Annotated in this window: 15 protein-coding genes; 2 read left to right on the forward strand and 13 right to left on the reverse strand. The window is 66.7% G+C overall.

Features of this window, described 5'->3' with window-relative positions; all coding sequences use genetic code 11:
* Positions 1-32: 32 nt before the first annotated feature.
* The 8 genes from SB751_RS01310 to phaC all read right to left on the reverse strand — a co-directional run bounded on the left by SB751_RS01310 (position 33) and on the right by phaC (position 9,792).
* Positions 33-1,244, reverse strand: a complete 1,212-nt coding sequence (locus SB751_RS01310; RefSeq protein ID WP_144195736.1) for a cystathionine beta-lyase — start codon at positions 1,242-1,244, stop codon at positions 33-35.
* Positions 1,245-1,342: 98 nt separating this feature from the next.
* Positions 1,343-1,954, reverse strand: a complete 612-nt coding sequence (locus SB751_RS01315; RefSeq protein WP_410747735.1) for a hypothetical protein — start codon at positions 1,952-1,954, stop codon at positions 1,343-1,345.
* 32 nt (positions 1,955-1,986) lie between these two features.
* A complete protein-coding gene (bktB, locus tag SB751_RS01320) occupies positions 1,987-3,171 on the reverse strand; it encodes a beta-ketothiolase BktB (RefSeq protein WP_211943347.1) in 1,185 nt (394 codons plus the stop codon).
* 103 nt (positions 3,172-3,274) lie between these two features.
* Complete coding sequence (gene rimO / locus SB751_RS01325) at positions 3,275-4,666, reverse strand: 30S ribosomal protein S12 methylthiotransferase RimO (RefSeq protein ID WP_313816700.1); 1,392 nt, start codon at positions 4,664-4,666, stop codon at positions 3,275-3,277.
* Positions 4,667-4,878: 212 nt separating this feature from the next.
* The gene (gene phaR / locus SB751_RS01330) at positions 4,879-5,430 is read right to left on the reverse strand and encodes a polyhydroxyalkanoate synthesis repressor PhaR (protein ID WP_144195742.1); all 552 of its coding nucleotides are present in this window, start codon (positions 5,428-5,430) and stop codon (positions 4,879-4,881) included.
* A gap of 331 nt (positions 5,431-5,761) precedes the next feature.
* Positions 5,762-6,502: a 3-ketoacyl-ACP reductase gene (locus SB751_RS01335; protein ID WP_144195744.1), complete on the reverse strand. Its 741-nt coding sequence runs from the start codon at positions 6,500-6,502 to the stop codon at positions 5,762-5,764.
* A gap of 138 nt (positions 6,503-6,640) precedes the next feature.
* Positions 6,641-7,822 (reverse strand): acetyl-CoA C-acetyltransferase, encoded by a 1,182-nt coding sequence (locus tag SB751_RS01340; protein ID WP_092292934.1) that lies wholly within the window; start codon positions 7,820-7,822, stop codon positions 6,641-6,643.
* A gap of 83 nt (positions 7,823-7,905) precedes the next feature.
* Positions 7,906-9,792 (reverse strand): class I poly(R)-hydroxyalkanoic acid synthase, encoded by a 1,887-nt coding sequence (gene phaC, locus SB751_RS01345; RefSeq protein WP_144195748.1) that lies wholly within the window; start codon positions 9,790-9,792, stop codon positions 7,906-7,908.
* Positions 9,793-10,170: 378 nt separating this feature from the next.
* On the opposite strand from phaC, the gene SB751_RS01350 reads away from it, so the two are divergent.
* Positions 10,171-10,434: a hypothetical protein gene (locus tag SB751_RS01350; RefSeq protein WP_144195750.1), complete on the forward strand. Its 264-nt coding sequence runs from the start codon at positions 10,171-10,173 to the stop codon at positions 10,432-10,434.
* On the opposite strand, the gene pgeF is transcribed toward SB751_RS01350, so the two are convergent.
* Positions 10,423-11,223, reverse strand: coding sequence for a peptidoglycan editing factor PgeF (pgeF, locus tag SB751_RS01355; protein ID WP_144196273.1), 801 nt, complete (start codon positions 11,221-11,223; stop codon positions 10,423-10,425). The two genes, SB751_RS01350 and pgeF, sit on opposite strands and share 12 nt — an antisense overlap.
* Positions 11,213-12,448, reverse strand: a complete 1,236-nt coding sequence (locus SB751_RS01360) for an RluA family pseudouridine synthase (protein ID WP_144195752.1) — start codon at positions 12,446-12,448, stop codon at positions 11,213-11,215. Before SB751_RS01360 ends, pgeF begins: the two co-directional genes overlap by 11 nt.
* 17 nt (positions 12,449-12,465) lie before the next feature.
* Here SB751_RS01360 and SB751_RS01365 point away from each other — a divergent pair, with 17 nt between their 5' ends.
* Positions 12,466-13,296, forward strand: coding sequence for an outer membrane protein assembly factor BamD (locus SB751_RS01365; protein ID WP_144195754.1), 831 nt, complete (start codon positions 12,466-12,468; stop codon positions 13,294-13,296).
* Positions 13,297-13,351: 55 nt separating this feature from the next.
* On the opposite strand, the gene SB751_RS01370 is transcribed toward SB751_RS01365, so the two are convergent.
* The 3 genes from SB751_RS01370 to SB751_RS01380 are packed head-to-tail and all read right to left on the reverse strand — an operon-like array spanning position 13,352 to position 16,618.
* Positions 13,352-15,589 carry an ATP-dependent DNA helicase gene (locus tag SB751_RS01370; RefSeq protein WP_410747736.1) on the reverse strand — a complete coding sequence of 746 codons (2,238 nt, stop codon included), beginning with the start codon at positions 15,587-15,589 and terminating at the stop codon, positions 13,352-13,354.
* Positions 15,590-15,637: 48 nt separating this feature from the next.
* The gene (locus SB751_RS01375) at positions 15,638-15,841 is read right to left on the reverse strand and encodes a DUF465 domain-containing protein (RefSeq protein WP_092292923.1); all 204 of its coding nucleotides are present in this window, start codon (positions 15,839-15,841) and stop codon (positions 15,638-15,640) included.
* A 57-nt stretch (positions 15,842-15,898) separates the two neighbouring features.
* A complete protein-coding gene (locus SB751_RS01380) occupies positions 15,899-16,618 on the reverse strand; it encodes a hypothetical protein (protein ID WP_144195758.1) in 720 nt (239 codons plus the stop codon).
* Positions 16,619-16,850 lie beyond the last annotated feature (232 nt).

The following is a 16,850-nucleotide window of genomic DNA, read 5'->3' on the forward strand; positions in this document are numbered from 1 at the left end:
TCCATCGGGGAGAGACGCCTTCTGCTTTCCCCTCAGCGCAAGTGCTGCTCCATCGCCTGCTTCAAGTCCGCGATCAGGTCGCGTGAGTCTTCCAGGCCGATGTAGAGCCGCACCAGTTCCCCCGCATTCTCCCAGCCAGCCGGCGGCCACGTGCCCGCCGGACGCATGGTGTCCACGTGGTACGGCACGGCCAGGCTGTGCGCCCCGCCCCACGACCAGCCAATCGCATACAGCTTCAGGGCCTCGACGAAGGCGTCCACCTGCTCGCGCCCAAAACGGCTGTGCAGGATGATCGAGAACAGCCCGCTCGCACCGGTGAAGTCGCGCCGCCATTCGGCATGGCCGGGGCAATCGGGCAGCGCGGGATGGAGCACGCGCGTCACCTCGGGCCGCTTGGTCAGCCATTCGGCAATCTCGCGCGCGGACCGGTCATGCGCGGCCAGCCGCACCGGCATGCTTGCCATGCCGCGCAGGACCAGGAAGCAGTCATCGGCGGACACGCCCCAGCCCATCACCATGCGCGTGCGCTTGAGGCGGTTGTGGAGCGATTCGTCGGCCGTGATCACGGCGCCCATCAGCACGTCGCTGCCGCCCGACTGGTATTTGGTCAGTGCCTGCACCGAGATGTCGATACCCTTCGCGAACGGCTGGAAGTAGACGCCCGCCGACCAGGTATTGTCGATGGCCGTGAGCACGCCGCGCGCCTTGGCGGCCGCGACAATGGCCTCGGTATCGGGCACTTCCATCGTCACCGAGCCCGGCGCCTCGAGCCAGATCAGCTTGGTGTTGGGCCGGATCATCGACGCGATGCTGGCACCCGCCATGGGGTGGTAGTAGCGCACGCTCACGCCGAATTCGCGGGCCAGCCATTCGCCATGGTCGCGATTGGGGCCGTAGACGTTGTCCGGCACGAGCACGTCGTCGCCGGATTTCAGGAACGCGAAATAGACCAGCGAGATGGCGCCCATGCCGGACGGCAGCAGCAGGGTATGCCGGCCCCCTTCGATCTGGGCAAGCTGCTGGCACAGCGCCTCGCTGGTGGGCGTGGCGTGCAGGCCGTAGCGCCAGTAGGTCTTCGTGGGGTCGCCATAGGCGCGCAATTCGTCCAGATTGCGGAAGACCACGGTCGAGCCGCGATAGGTCGGCGTGGAAAACGAGTCGAAGCCCGGCGCGATGTCGAGTTCGGGCTGGACAGCCAGCGTCTGGAGGTAGCGGGAGGCGTCGGATTGGGAACGGTCGGACACGGCGAAATCCTCGTTTGCGGAAGGTCGGATCAGACGTCCGAGCTTACCAGCAAATGCCGGGCTGGCCGAGAGGCCACCGTCACCGCGCCTGATCTGGCTCAGCGCGAGTTGCCGATCGAGATCGAGGATTTCGGCACGGGCGGCGCATAGGTGACGCCGCTGCTGGGCCGCATGTCGAATGGCGGAATAACGAGGTAGCCGCCAAGCGGGCGGATGAAGAACGGCAGCACGATGGCCGGGTTGAAGGCGTCGGTCCAGGTGCCGCTCACCGCGCCGCTCTGGTCGATGCGGCCTTCCCAGTTGCCCGAGACGCGCGTGCCGTCATCGGACTCTTCCATCAGGAAGGCGCCTTCGTTCCATTCGCCAGACAACAGGCGCACACCGCCCTTGCCGTCGCCGGAGGCGTACTCGCCCTGCAGGCTGTCGCGGGTATCGGTCTTGGGGCCGACGCGCAGCCGCACTTGTTTGTCGCCGACATTGCCGACGTAGACCGGGAACTTCGCGTACTCGGAGCGCGGCGCCAGCGAGCCGACCGGGCCCGAGGACAGCGACGTCCCGCGCCGGGCTTCCCCAGCGCGGATGGCCTCGTTGATGCCGAGACTGCCCTGCCCGCCCTGCCCACCTGTTGACAACGACTCGCTGCCAGCCGCCTGGGCGACCAGCGGAACGAACACCACGAACGCGGCAACAACGGTCAGGCGGAAAGGCATCGGACGCAGCAAGGCAAACCCCGGATCAGGACTCAGATACGCTCAAAGATAGCAGCAATGCCCTGGCCACCGCCAATGCACATCGTCACGAGCGCATAGCGGCCCTGCACGCGTTGCAGTTCGTGCACAGCCTTGACGGTAATCAGCGCGCCGGTCGCACCAATCGGATGGCCCAGCGAGATCCCCGAGCCGTTCGGGTTGACCTTGGCCGGATCGAGGCCGAGCGCCTTGGTCACGGCACACGCCTGGGCAGCGAAGGCCTCGTTGGCCTCGATCACATCGAGATCCTTGACCGACAGGCCGGCGCGTTCGAGCGCGATCCTGGTGGCCGGCACCGGGCCGATACCCATGGTCTTAGGGTCCACGCCGGCGTGGCCGTAGGACACCAGGCGCGCCAGCGGCTTCAGGCCACGGCGCTCGGCTTCGGCGCGCTCCATCAGCACCACGGCGGCCGCCGCGTCGTTCAGACCCGACGCATTGCCCGCCGTCACCGTGCCGTTTTCCTTGACGAAGACCGGCTTGAGCTTGGTCATGTCGTCGATGGTGGCGTCGTGGCGAACGTGCTCGTCGGTGTCGAACACGACATCGCCCTTGCGGGACTTCAGCGTGACGGGAACGATCTGGTCCTTGAAATGACCGGCCTTGATGGCAGCCGACGCGCGGCGGTGCGACTCCAGCGCAGCCTCGTCCTGCTGGGCGCGCGAGATGTCGTACTCCTTGGCCACGTTCTCGGCCGTCACGCCCATGTGGATGGCGTGGAACGGGTCGTGCAGCGCGCCGAGCATCATGTCGACGAGCTTGGCATCGCCCATGCGCGCGCCCCAGCGCGCCATCGGCGCCAGGTACGGCGCGCGGCTCATGCTCTCCGCGCCACCGCCGATGGCCACGTCGGCATCGCCGAGCAGGATGGACTGGGCGGCGCTGACGATGGCCTGGAGGCCCGAACCGCAGAGACGGTTCACAGTCAGTGCGGGGGCGTTGATCGACACCCCGCCGTTCACGGCCGCCACGCGGCCCAGGTACATGTCTTTAGGTTCGGTCTGGATCACATTGCCGAATACCACGTGGCCGACGTCGTCGCCGGACACGTTGGCGCGGGCCAGTGCCTCGCGCACGACCAGCGCGCCCAGATCGGTCGGGGCCACGTCCTTCAGGCTGCCGCCGAAGGTGCCGATTGCGGTGCGCACACCGCTGACAACCACCACTTCACGCGTCATGTCTTGTCTCCATGAGTTCATGTTGCGGCGCACAGTATAGTCCCGGCCACCCCAAAACGAACGACCGTACTTTTACCTAATGTCCCGGGCCCGGCAGTGACGTTTAAACCACTTCACCCCACAGATCGTGGCCATCGGCGCCGGTAATCTTCACGTGGACGAAGTCGCCGGTCTTGTAGCGTTGCGACGGCTTCGCGGCCGGGTCGATATAGACCAGACCGTCGATCTCGGGCGCATCGGCGGACGACCGGCCCACGCCGCCATCCTGGTTCACCTCGTCCACCAGCACGCGCAGCGTCTGGCCGACCTTGCGTTGCAGGCGGCGCGCGGAAACTTCCTCGGCCACCTCCATGAACCGCGCGCGGCGCTCGTCACGTACCTCGTCCGGCAGCGCGCCGGGCAGGTCGTTCGCGGTGGCGCCGTCCACGGGCGAATAGGCGAAGCAGCCCACGCGGTCCAGCTCGGCTTCGGCGATGAAGTCGAGCAGCGTCTGGAACTCTTCCTCGGTCTCGCCCGGGAACCCGGCGATGAACGTGCTGCGGATGGTCAGCTCGGGGCACATCTCGCGCCAGGCGCGAATGCGATCCAGCGTCTTTTCGGCATTGGCCGGGCGCTTCATGCGCTTGAGCACGTCCGGGTGGGCGTGCTGGAGCGGCACGTCGAGGTACGGCAGCACGTTGCCCTGCGACATCAGCGGAATAATCTCATCCACGTGCGGGTACGGGTACACGTAGTGCAGGCGCACCCAGGCGCCGTACTGGCTGGCCAGTTCGCCCAGCGCGCCGACCAGTTCGGTCATGCGGGTCTTGAGCGGGCGGCCATTCCAGAAGCCGGTGCGGTACTTCACGTCCACGCCATAGGCGCTGGTGTCCTGCGAGATCACCAGCAGTTCCTTAACGCCCGACTTGAACAGGTTTTCAGCCTCCAGCATCACTTCCGCCACCGGACGCGAGACCAGATCACCCCGCATCGACGGGATGATGCAGAACGAGCAGCGGTGATTGCAGCCTTCGGAAATCTTCAGGTAGGCGTAATGCTTGGGCGTGAGCTTGATGCCGGCCGGCGGCACGAGGTCCGTGAACGGATCGTGCGGCTTGGGCAGGTGCGTGTGGACGGCCTGCATGACCTCCCCCAGCGCATGCGGGCCGGTCACGGCCAGCACCTTCGGGTGAACCGACGAGACGATGTCGTGCCCGGCCGCATCCTTCTTGGCGCCCAGGCAACCCGTGACGATGACCTTGCCGTTCTCGGCCAGGGCCTCGCCGATGGCGTCCAGGCTCTCTTGCACGGCTTCGTCGATGAAGCCGCAGGTGTTCACCACGACCAGATCGGCATCGTTATAGGTACCGCTGATCGCGTAGCCTTCGGCGCGCAACTGGGTCAGGATCTGCTCGGAATCCACCAGCGCCTTCGGACAGCCCAGGCTGACAAACCCCACGCGGGGCAAATTGGCTACGCCGGCCGCGTAAGCCGTTGATTTTTCGTCACTTTTCACTTGTACTTCCTGACTGCGTCTTGTGGGGGCCGGCGCAAGGCCGAAGGTGGGGCGAATTCTAACCCAGGGCGGGCGATTGGGCGTCGTGATGCAGAAGCGGGAGCCACTCGCTTCATGACAAACGACATCGCCGCGCGCGCCTCATTCCAGGCGCGCGCGGCGATGGGGGAATCCGGACGACCGGCGGGCCGGCCTGGGTGTGCCTCGGTGGCTTACTTCTTTTCCTGCTGGTTGAACGGGAACGTGCCGAACATGTTCTTGGCCTGGTTCTGCATCTGTTCCTGCATCTGCACGAACAGGTTCTTGCTCTGCTCGATGTAGTTGCTCATCATGCCCTGCATCATCGGGCCCTGCATGTTCATGAACTGCGACCACATGTCCGGGCTGAACGCCTCGCCCGAGTAGAGGCCCTTCGAGTTCTCGGCCAGCTTGTTCTGGATGTCGATGAACGCCTGGATGTTCTTTTCCAGGTAGGTGCCCATCATGCCCTGCATGGCATGGCCGTAGAAGCGGATGATCTGCGACAGCATGGCGCTCGAGAACATCGGCACGCCGCCGGTTTCCTCTTCCAGGATGATCTGCAGCAGGATGCTGCGCGTCAGTTCGTCGCCGGACTTGGCGTCCACGACCTTGAATTCCTCGGAATCCATGACCAGCTGCTTGACGTCCGCGAGCGTAATGTAGGTGCTGGTCTGCGTGTCGTAGAGCCGGCGATTCGGGTATTTCTTGATCAGTCGCTCTGCGCCTTTTTTGGTCGTGGCCATCGGTGCTCTATCCTTTGTCGTCGCTGATGCATGGGGTGCGCATCTGCTGCTGCGCGCTGCTGCACCGCATGCGATGCACTGCGCAATCGGGGGCGCCCGCGCCGCGCTCTAGTTTGGTGCCGGGGGCGCCGCTGACCTGATTCTATGCTCAAGAAAGCACTAAGAAAAGCCACCCCGATTAAGGAAAACCCGCAGCATCGTATGCAAAACGGGCCGTCCTGGCAGCCAGGCGGCCCGTTTTGCGAGGTGCGCCGCGGCACGCTTCCGGCCTGCTGCAGCGCGCTCGGTGCGCCGCAGCAGGCCGGCCGCGCGTCGCGCAGCCAGCGGCCGGTCAGCCCATGTGCAGGCCGCCGTTGAGCGAGAAGTCGGCGCCCGTGGAGAAGCCCGATTCGTCCGAAGCCAGCCATGCGCAGATCGACGCGATTTCCTCCGGCAGGCCCAGGCGCTTGACCGGAATCGTCGCCACGATCTTGTCCAGCACATCCTGGCGGATGGACTTGACCATGTCCGTGGCGATATAGCCCGGCGACACCGTGTTGACCGTCACGCCCTTGGTGGCTACTTCCTGCGCCAGCGCCATGGTGAAGCCGTGCAGGCCGGCCTTGGCCGTCGAGTAGTTGGTCTGGCCGAACTGGCCCTTCTGCCCGTTCACCGACGAGATATTGACGATGCGGCCCCAGCCGCGGTCCGCCATGCCGTCGATGACCTGCTTGGTCACGTTGAACAGCGACGTCAGGTTGGTGTCGATCACCGCGTCCCAGTCGGCCCGCGTCATCTTGCGGAACACCACGTCGCGGGTGATACCGGCGTTGTTGATCAGCACGTCCACCTCGCCGACATCGGCCTTGACCTTGTCGAAGGCGGATTTGGTCGAATCCCAGTCGGCCACGTTGCCCTCGGACGCCACGAACTCGAAGCCGAGCGCGCGCTGCTGTTCGAGCCACTTCTCGCGGCGCGGCGAATTCGGGCCGCAGCCCGCCACCACCTTGTAGCCGTCACGGGCCAGGCGCTGGCAAATGGCGGTTCCGATGCCGCCCATGCCGCCGGTCACATATGCAATGCGCTGAGTCATATTCACTCCTGTTGGCTCGCTGATCGATGCAATGGCACCGATCTCTGTTATAGACGCCGGCGGACAAATCCATGTCTCCTGCCGCCGGCTACCCCTCAGTGCAACTCAAATACTCGTTTTCGGCCGGATCAGTCTCGCTTAGTTCCGTTCCACGGCCAGCGCCACGCCCATGCCGCCGCCGATGCACAGCGAGGCCAGGCCCTTCTTGGCGTCGCGGCGCTTCATTTCGTGCAGCAGCGTCACCAGGATGCGGCAGCCGGACGCGCCAATCGGATGACCAATGGCGATGGCCCCGCCGTTGACGTTGATCTTCGACTGGTCCCAGCCCATCTGCTGGTGCACGGCCAGCGCCTGCGCGGCGAAGGCTTCGTTGATTTCCATCAGGTCCAGATCCTTCACTTCCCAGCCGGCGCGCGACAGGCAGCGCTTGCTGGCCGGCACCGGGCCCATGCCCATCACGGCCGGGTCCACGCCGGCGTTGGCGTAAGCCTTGATGGTGGCCAGCGGGGTCAGGCCCAATTCCTTGGCCTTGGCGGCCGACATCACCACCACGGCGGCGGCGCCGTCATTGAGGCCCGAGGCGTTGGCGGCCGTCACCGTGCCGGCCTTGTCGAAGGCTGGCTTCAGGCCGGACAGGCTGTCCAGCGTGGCGCCCTGGCGCACGAATTCGTCGGTCTTGAACGCCACCGGGTCGCCCTTGCGCTGCGGAATCAGCACCGGCACGATTTCCTCGTCGAAGCGGCCAGCCTTCTGGGCCGCCTCGGCCTTGTTCTGGGAGCCCACGGCGAACTCGTCCTGCGCCTCGCGCGTGATGCCGTACTCCTTGGCGACGTTCTCCGCCGTGATGCCCATGTGGTACTGGTTGTACACGTCCCACAGGCCATCGACGATCATCGAGTCGACCAGCTTGGTGTCGCCCATGCGGAAGCCGTCGCGCGAGCCCGGCAGCACGTGCGGCGCGGCGCTCATGTTCTCCATGCCGCCGGCCACGACGATCTCCGCCTCGCCGGCGATGATCGCATTGGCGGCCAGCATCACGGCCTTCAGGCCCGAGCCGCATACCTTGTTGATGGTCATGGCCGGCACCATGTCCGGCAGGCCGGCCTTGCGCGAGGCCTGGCGCGCCGGGTTCTGGCCGGCGGCAGCCGTGAGCACCTGGCCCATGATGACCTCGCTCACCTGGTCCGGCTTCACGCCGGCGCGCTCGAGCGCGGCCTTGATGACGAGGGCGCCCAGCTCCGGCGCCGGAATCTTGGCCAGCGAGCCGCCAAACTTGCCAACTGCGGTGCGGGCTGCGGAAACGATGACGATGTCGGTCATTTGAAGTCCTTTCGAGAAAGCATGAAGCCAATCGGTACGAAACCCCGGGCCAGTCCCACGGAACCGGCCCCGGCGGAAAACGTTCAGGCGCGCTGCTTGACGTAGCGGCCCGGTGCGGGTTCGATGGCCCGGTAGCGGGCGTTGCCGTAGTCGGCCGGCGCAGCGCGCTTGGCGCCGGCCTGCTTGCCTAGCCAGGCCATCCAGTCCGGCCACCAGCTGCCGGGCTTCTCCTCGGCACCGGCCAGCCATTCCTGGGCCGAACCGGGCAGCGCCTCGTTGATCCAGTGGCTGCGCTTCTTCTTGGCCGGCGGGTTGATCACGCCGGCGATATGGCCGGACGCGCCGAGCACGAAGCGCAGCTTGTTGTTCAGCAGGCCGGTGGAAGCGTACGCGGACGTCCACGGCACGATGTGGTCCTCGCGCGAGCCATAGATATAGGTAGGCACGTCGATGTCACCCAGGTCCAGCGGCGCGTTGCAGACGCTCAGCTTGCCGGGCACCTTCAGTTCGTCCTGCAGATACATATGGCGCAGGTACCAGCAGTACCACGGCCCCGGCAGGTTGGTGGCGTCGCCGTTCCAGAACAGCAGGTCGAACGGTACCGGCGTGTTGCCCTTGAGGTAGTTGTCGACCACGTAGTTCCAGACCAGGTCGTTCGGCCGCAGGAACGAGAACGTGTTGGCCAGCTCCACGCCGCGCAGCAGCGCGCATGGGGCCCCGGCGGCGCCGCCGATGGTGGCCTCGCGCAGTTGCACATGCGGTTCGTCGACGAATACATCCAGGATGCCGGTGTCGGTGAAATCGAGCAGCGCGGTCAGCAGCGTCAGGCTGGCCACCGGGCGCTCGCCGCGCGCGGCCAGCACGGCCAGCGCCGTGGCGACGATGGTGCCGCCCACGCAGAAGCCGAGCACGTTGATCTTGTCCTGCCCGCTGATGTCCCGTGCCACCTCGATCGCGCGGATGGCCGCGTGCTCGATGTAGTCGTCCCAGGTGCGCTCGGCCATCGACGCATCGGGGTTGCGCCACGACACCAGGAAGACCGTGTGGCCCTGCTCCACCACGTAGCGGACCAGCGAGCTTTCGGGCTGCAGGTCAAGGATGTAGAACTTGTTGATGCACGGCGGCACCAGCAGCAGCGGCCGGGCGTGGACCTTGTCGGTCAGCGGCTTGTACTGGAGCAGCTGGAAGTATTCGTTCTCATAGACCACCGCGCCTTCGGTCACGGCCACGTTGCGGCCCACCTCGAAGGCGGTTTCGTCGGTCTGGGAGATCTTGCCCCGGGTCAGGTCCCCGAGCATGTTGCGCATGCCGGTGCGCAGCGATTCGCCGCCCGATTCGATCAGGCGCTGCTGGGCGTCGGGATTGGTGGCGAGGAAGTTGGCGGGCGACATCGCGTCCACCCACTGCGACACCGCGAAGCGGATGCGCTGGCGGGTCTTGGCGTCGGCCTCCACGGCGTCGGCCAGCTCGGTCATCGTGCGGGCGGTCAGCAGGTAGAACGCGGCGGCGTAGCGGTACGGCGCGTTGTTGCGCCAGGCCGCGCTGGCGAAGCGGCGATCGGACAGGCGCTGGCTGGCGGCCTCGGCATCGCCGTTGCCATTGCCGGCAGCGCCGTTCGGCACGGCAGCCGCGCCCATTTCACGCCAGAGTTCGGAGAAATCCTTCAGGTAACGTTCCTGGATCTGGGCCAGCAACGTGGGCGGGATCTTCAGACCGGCGCCGGCCGGGCCCTGGAATGCGCCCTGGAACGCCCTGGCAAACGCATCGCCGCCGGGAAAGCCCGGAAACGCGCCCGGCACGCCGTTCGGCATGCCTGACGGAAAACCGGGCGGCAGCTTGCCGTTGATTTCGGGAGCCCACTGACGGGACCACTCCAGCCATGCAGCTGGATCGAATGGCCCCGGCGCAAACTGAAACGGTTGGGACTTGTCTTCCGCGCTGGAAGCTGCCGCACCTTTGCCGGTCGCCATGATGTATTCGTCTCTCTGCCGTCGTGATGTGAAGACGGGCTCGGGGTAACTGTCTCCCGACCCGCCCCGAATCCGGGTTGCGCCTCTGGGTAATCTGGTCACCCAGACCGGGACGCCGCATCGGCGGCGCCAGGTCATACGCTATGCTTGCCGGCGAAACCCTGGAGAACTTCCTCGGTTCCGATACATTTGAAGGCATTGTTGCCTTGCAATGTAGACGCTGTCAATGCGGAATTCCGCATTGCGAACGCGCGTGCGGGAAACGCATCCCCGACCTACCGGACGGTAAGCCTGAGGCGGGTTCGCGGGCAGTCCGGGGGCCGTTTCCGGCCGCCACGTGACGGCACCGTACTTTTAACAGAAAGAGATGAACGCCTGATGTATATCGTCGCAATCGGCTGGATCTACGTAGCCCTGATGATGTCGATTACCGAGACGAACCTCGTGGCCGGGGTGGCCACGTTCCTGTGCTACGGCGTGGCGCCGGTATCGATCGTCGTCTACATCATGGGAACGCCCGGCCGGCGGCGCAGGCGCCAGGCGCGCGAGGCCGCCGAACGTGCAGCAGAACGGGCAGCCAAACCACCCGCCGGGCAGGCCGGGCCGAAGCCCGTGGAGGAAGCTGACGCGTCAGGCCGCTAGCCAGACCAGCGTGGCCATGCGGCCCGTGATACGGTCGCGGCGATAGGAATAGAAACGCGCCGCGTCGGCCACGGTGCAGGCATCGCCGCCGTAGACGCGCGTGCAGCCGGCGCGCGCCAGCCGGGTACGGGCCAGCGCGTACAGGTCGGCCCAATACTTGCCCGGCGCGCCAGGGCGGAATGCCGCCTCGACAGCCGGCCGCTCCGCCTCGCGGGCCTGGGCCAGGAATGCTTCCCGGACCTCGACGCCCACTTCGAACGCCGATGGGCCGATAGCCGGGCCCAGCCAAGCCAGCCACTCCGAACCAGGGCCTGCCTGCGCGGCCATGCGTGCCAGGGTGGCCTCGATCACGCCGTCGCAGAGCCCGCGCCAGCCGGCATGGGCGGCACCGACCACCGTGCCCGCCGCATCGCACAGCAACACCGGCAGGCAGTCTGCCGTCATGATCGCGCAGACATGGCCGGGGGTGGTGGCGATGCTGGCGTCGGCACGCGGCACGCCGCCCTCCCCGCCTTCCATCCCATCGGCGGTCGCCACGGCGCAGCCGTGAACCTGCTCCAGCCAGCGCGGCATGGCAGGCAAATGCGCTGCCAGCCGACGACGGTTCTCCGCCACCGCGGACGGATCGTCCCCCACATGCGTACCGAGATTGAGCCCGCCCGGGCTGCCATCGGCCAGCCCGTAGGGGCCGACGCTCACGCCGCCCTGGCGGGTCGTGGACAGCGCCCGCACGCGGGCCGGCGCCGGCCAGTCCGGCACGATCCAGCCGGATTGCCGCTCAATCGTCATCGTCATCCTTCACGTAGATGATCTCGACGTCGTGGTCGTCATCGTCATCGAAGTCGTCATCGTCGTCCTCGAGCTGCCGCGCCGCGTAGCCTTCGAAGTCGAGCGCCTCGATCAGGTCCTGCATGTCCTCGGGCGGCTCGGCCTCCCAGGACACCTTGCGCCCGGTCTCCGGATGCACCAGTCCCAGCTTGTACGCATGCAGTGCCTGGCGCTCGAACGGCACCGGCAGCGTCACGCGGATGGCCGGGCGCTGGCCGCGCTTGGTGGCCTTGTGGTAGACCGGGTCGCCCACCAGCGGATGGCCGATCGACTCGAAATGCACGCGGATCTGGTGCGTGCGGCCGGTTTCGAGCTGGCACATCACCATCGACACCTTGCCGCGGCCCAGCGGCACCGTGCCCAGCGTCTTGAAGTGCGTGCGCGACGGCTTGCCGCTATTGGTATGGACGATGGCCATGCGGGTACGCTCGCGCGGGTCGCGGCCGATCGGCGCGTCGATGGTGCCCTCGTCCGGCGTCTCGCCCCAGACCAGCGCGAGGTAGGTGCGCTTGACGGTCCGGGCGGCCAGCTGGCGGACGAGGTCGGTCTGCGCGGTAAGCGTACGGGCGACGACCATCAGGCCCGAGGTTTCCTTGTCCAGCCGATGCACGATACCGGCGCGCGGCAGTTGGCGCGCGGCCGGGTCGCGGTGCAGCAGGCCGTTGAGCACCGTACCGCTCCAGTTACCGGCGGCCGGATGCACGACCAGCCCGGCCGACTTGTTGATGACGAGCAGCGTGGCGTCCTCGAACACCACGTCCAGCGGCACGTCCTCCGCCGTGAAGGCGAGGGACTCCGGCGCAACCTGCGGCTGGATCTCGATCTGCTGGCCCATCTGGACCGAAGCCTTGGCGCGGCTCGGCTCGCCATCCACCCGCACGGCGCCTTCCTCGATCCATTGCTGGATGCGGCTGCGCGAGAATTCACTGAAATGCCGCGCGAGCAGTTTGTCGAGCCGCTCGCCATGTGATGCACTATCCACTTCTAGAGTTAAAGGCGGCTGATCCACGGCGGTGGCGGGCGTGGCCATCACCGCGCCACCGGTTTCGCCGAGATCGCTGACATCGCCGAGATCGTCATTGAAATCGTCGGCATCCAGCGGGGAATCGAGATCCGCCGGGGAATCGTTCGCCGGACCGTTTTCGGCCTTAGGGCTTGGGCTATAATGCTTGACGCTATTTTTCATCCGGAACAGGTTGCCCAATGCAATTGCAGAGCATGAAACGCGCGAACTGGCGCGCGAGATTTGGAGCGATTTTGCTCGCAGGCGGCTGCGTCATGCTGTCTGCATGCGGCCTGCTTGGCGACCAGCCCGACGAAACGGCCGGCTGGTCGGCGAACAAATTATATTCGGAAGCCAAGGATGCGCTGGATGGCGGCGACTATACACGCGCCGTCAAGCTCTATGAAAAGCTGGAAGGCCGCTACCCGTTCGGCCGCTACGCCCAGCAGGCGCAAATCGACACCGCGTTCGCCAACTACAAGGATGGCGAGACTGCCGCCGCGCTGGCCGCCGTCGACCGCTTCATCCAGCTGCACCCGAGCCATCCCAACATTGATTACGCCTACTACCTCAAGGGCCTGATCAACTTCAACGACAACCTGGGCTGGCTGGGCCGCTTCTCCGGCCAGGACCTGAGCGAACGCGACCCGAAGGCCGCGCGTGCCGCCTACGACGCTTTCCAGATCCTGATCACGCGCTACCCGGACAGCAAGTACGCGCCGGACGCGACGCTGCGGATGCAGTACATCGTCAATGCGCTGGCGCAGCATGAAGTGCATGCCGCCCGCTATTACTATCGCCGCGGCGCCTACCTGGCGGCCGTGAACCGGGCCCAGCAGGCGCTGAAGGACTACGACGGCGCGCCGGCCAACGAGGAAGCGCTGTACATCATGGTGCGCTCGTACGATTCGCTGGGCATGAAGGATCTGCGCGATGACGCAGCCCGTGTGATGGAGCGCAACTATCCGGACAGCGACTTCGTGAAGTACGGCGCGCGCCGGAAAGACAAGTCCTGGTGGGAAGTGTTCTGAGACGCGCCCGCAGCCAATAAAAAACCCGACGATCCCGTCGGGTTTTTTATTGCCCTTATTCGTCCGCCGGCGCCTGCTCTGGCTCCGGCTCTGACTCTGGCCCCGCCTTCCGCAATCCCTCCAGGAAGCGGATCACGGTGTCTGCCTCCCGGGTGCGCGTGAACGGCGGCAGGCTCTGCCAGATCTGGCGGCCATAGGGCTTTTCCACGAGCCGGGTGTCGCAGATCGCCAGCACGCCCCGGTCGGACTCGGAGCGGATCAGTCGCCCCGCGCCCTGCTTCAGCGTGATGACCGCGTGCGGCAACTGGTGCACCGCGAATGGACTGAGGCCCTTCTTCTGCAGCACCTCCATCCGGGCGGCCAGCACCGGGTCGTCGGGCGGGGCGAAGGGCAGCTTGTCGATGATGACCAGCGACAGCGCCTCGCCCCGTACATCCACCCCTTCCCAGAAGCTCTGGCTGCCGACCAGCACCGCGTTGCCGAGTTGCCGGAAGCGATCCAGCAGCTCGGTCCGGCTCGCCTGGCCCTGCACCAGCAGCGGCAGGTTCAGCCCGCGCTCGGCAAACAGGTCGTACAGCATGTCCGATGCCTTCTGCACCGCGCGCAGCGTGGTGCAGAGCAGGAAGGTGCGTCCGCCGGCGGCCTCGATCAGTGGCAGGGCCTCATGGACCACCGCCTCGGTGAACTGGGGCGACTGCGGCGCCGGCATGTTGCGCGGCACGTAGAGCAGGCCCTGCTTCGCGTAGTCGAACGGGCTAGGCAGCGTCAGCGAGCGGTCCTTGTCCAGACCGAGCTGGGCCGCGTAGTGGGTGAAGTTGCCCTTCACGGACAGCGTGGCCGAGGTGAAAACCCAGGCGCGCGGCTGGCCCTCGCGCTGGCGCGTGAAGATCGGTGCGATGGACAGCGGCGTGCGATGCAGTTGCACGGTGTGCGAGAACACCTCGACCCAGCGCACAGTCTCCGGGCCCAGTGACACGGGTACCGGCGGCGGCTTTCCATCGTCCCCGCCATCGTCCCCGCCATCGCCCTCACCTTCCCCACTGGCGTCTGCCGGCGCGGCCGGGGCGGGCGCCGGCGCCACGCGGTCGTCGCGCCAGGCCGCCAGCCGCTGGGCCAGTTCCACCGCCCGGCGGTGGCACTGTTCGAGCGACTCCGCGCGTTCGGCCTGGCTTTCCAGCGCCTCGACAAAATCCGACAGCGCGCTGTCCAGCGCGTCGAGCGTCTCGAAGAACGGCTCGCGCGTGCGCGGGTCGGATTCGATCTGGCCCAGCGCCAGCCGCAGGTTGTCCTTGCCGAAGGCCAGCCGCAGGTCGCGCGCGGCGCGTTCCAGCGGACCACCGAGCGCCACCCAGTCCACGGCATCGCGCGCATGGGAGAGCCCTTCCGCCACGGTGTCGCGCGCCAGTTCCAGCAACTGGCTGGTGGAGAGCGTCTCGCCGAAGAACAGCGTCGCGGTTTCCGGCAACTGGTGGGCTTCGTCAAAGATCACCGTGTTGGCGGCGGGTAGCAATTCGGCCATGCCGGTGTCGCGCAGCACCACATCGGCAAAGAACAGGTGATGGTTCACCACCACCACGTCGGCCTGCTGCGCCTCCTTGCGGGCGCGCATCACAAAGCACTCCTTGTACTGCGGGCACTCGCTGCCGAGGCAGTTGTCGCGCGTGGACGTCACGAGCTGCCAGACCGGCGCGTTCTCGGGCACGGCGGCCAGTTCGGCCTTGTCGCCCGAGGTGGTGGTCTTGGCGAAGCGGCCGATGTCACGCAGCCACGCCGCGTCCTGCTTCGACGCCAGACGGCCGTTGGCCTGCGCGCGCTCGAGGTGGTAGTGGCACAGGTAGTTGGAACGCCCCTTGAGCAGCGAGACCGAAATCGGCACGTTCAGCGCCTTGCGCACCGTGGGAATGTCGCGCAAGAACAGCTGGTCCTGGAGGTTCTTGGTGCCCGTGGACAGGATCACCTTGCCACCCCACAGCATCGCCGGGACGAGGTAGGCAAAGGTCTTGCCCGTACCCGTGCCCGCCTCGACGATCACCGAGTCGTTCTGGGCGATAGCGCCCGCCACGGCCTCGGCCATCTTCTGCTGGGACGCGCGCGGCCGGTAGCCGGGGATGCCGGTGGCCAGCGTGCCGGTATCGGCGAAGATTGTCGCCAGCTGCGCCGCCTGCGTGGCCGCCTGGTTGGCCGATGCCGCCGCCACCGCCTCGTTCAGCGAGGTGTGGTCGTCCTGCGGCAGCGCTTCAGGGGATGGCGTTTCGGCGGATTCGGGAAGCGCGTCGTCGGTCGGTTCAGACAAAATGGGCTTTCTGCAAAGGCGTGGCGCGTGGGGCGCGCCTGCGGGAAATCAGGCCGGTACGTCCGGCTCGAGCTGAAGCTGCAACAGCGTGATGGCGTCCTTGAGCTTGAGCCGGCGCTTCTTGAGTCGGCGCAGCTGAAGTTCGTCGTGGGCGGCGTCCTCGGACAGGTGATCGATCAGGAAATCGAGATCGCGATGCTCGATTTGCAGTTCGATGATCTGCCGCGCCAGTGTGTTGAGATTCTCATCCATGTAGCGGCTCCCCGTGGATCGTCCGGCCGGCGCCGACAGCCTGCGCTGTCACGCCGGTCAGAACCCGAACGGGCTCGGGGTGGAACCCTGGCCCTGCTTTTTCTTTTCCTCGGCATTGGCGCGGCGCTCGTCGAGGTCCTTCTGGCGCTGGGCGGCGTCCGCCTGCTTCTGCTGGTAGGCCCGCGTGTTTTCCTGTCGCTGGCGGGCCTGGTCGGCGCCCTTCTGGCGCGCCTCGTTCATCTTGGCGTCGAAGTCGGACTGCTTCTGGTTGTACTTCTCGGCGTTGGCGGCGCGCTGGGGCGCGTCGGCGCCCTGCTGGGCGTCGCGCAGCGCCTGTTCCTGCTGCTTGCGGTCGTAGGAGGCACGGCTGGCGGCCTCGTTGGCGGCGCGGCCCGGCTGGCCGGCCTCGTACTCGGCCTGGCGCAGCGCCTGCTCGCGGTCGCGCTCGGCGGCCTTCCAGGCACGCTCGGCATCGCCCACTTCCAGTTCCTTGGCGCGCAGCACGTGGAGTTCATCGCGCTGCACGTCCTTGGCCTGGTCGATGCAGCGGTTCACGAGGAACTTGCTGTAGCAGGCACGTTCGGCCTCGGCGAAGCGGTAATTGGTCCACGCGCGGGAGTCGCCAATCGCCTTGCGCTCGGCCTCGAAGTCGCGCGGGGGCGGGTTCCTGGTCTGCGCAAGGGCCGGCGCGGCCAGCAAGCAGGCGGCGCACATTGCGGCAAGGACGGGGGTGGAGACGAGATGGGCCACGGCGGCCGAACGGGGCTTGACGATCATGGCCGAATTCTAGCATCCGGGGGGCTTGTCAGCCCCACCGGCAAACGTTGCAACATGTGTCCGATCCGGGGCTGGGGTGGGGCTGGGGTGGGGCCGAAGCCAGGCTGGCACGGGGCTGGCGGGGTGCGCGGGGGCGGTGTCGCGGAACAGGCACGTGAAAAGCCGTCTTCCCGTCACCGGCAGTGCCCTGCGCTTGTGGCAAAATGCCCCGCTTTCGACCGACTAGTTTCCC

The sequence above is a fragment of the Cupriavidus sp. SIMBA_020 genome (assembly GCF_046535395.1).
GTDB lineage: Bacteria > Pseudomonadota > Gammaproteobacteria > Burkholderiales > Burkholderiaceae > Cupriavidus > Cupriavidus campinensis.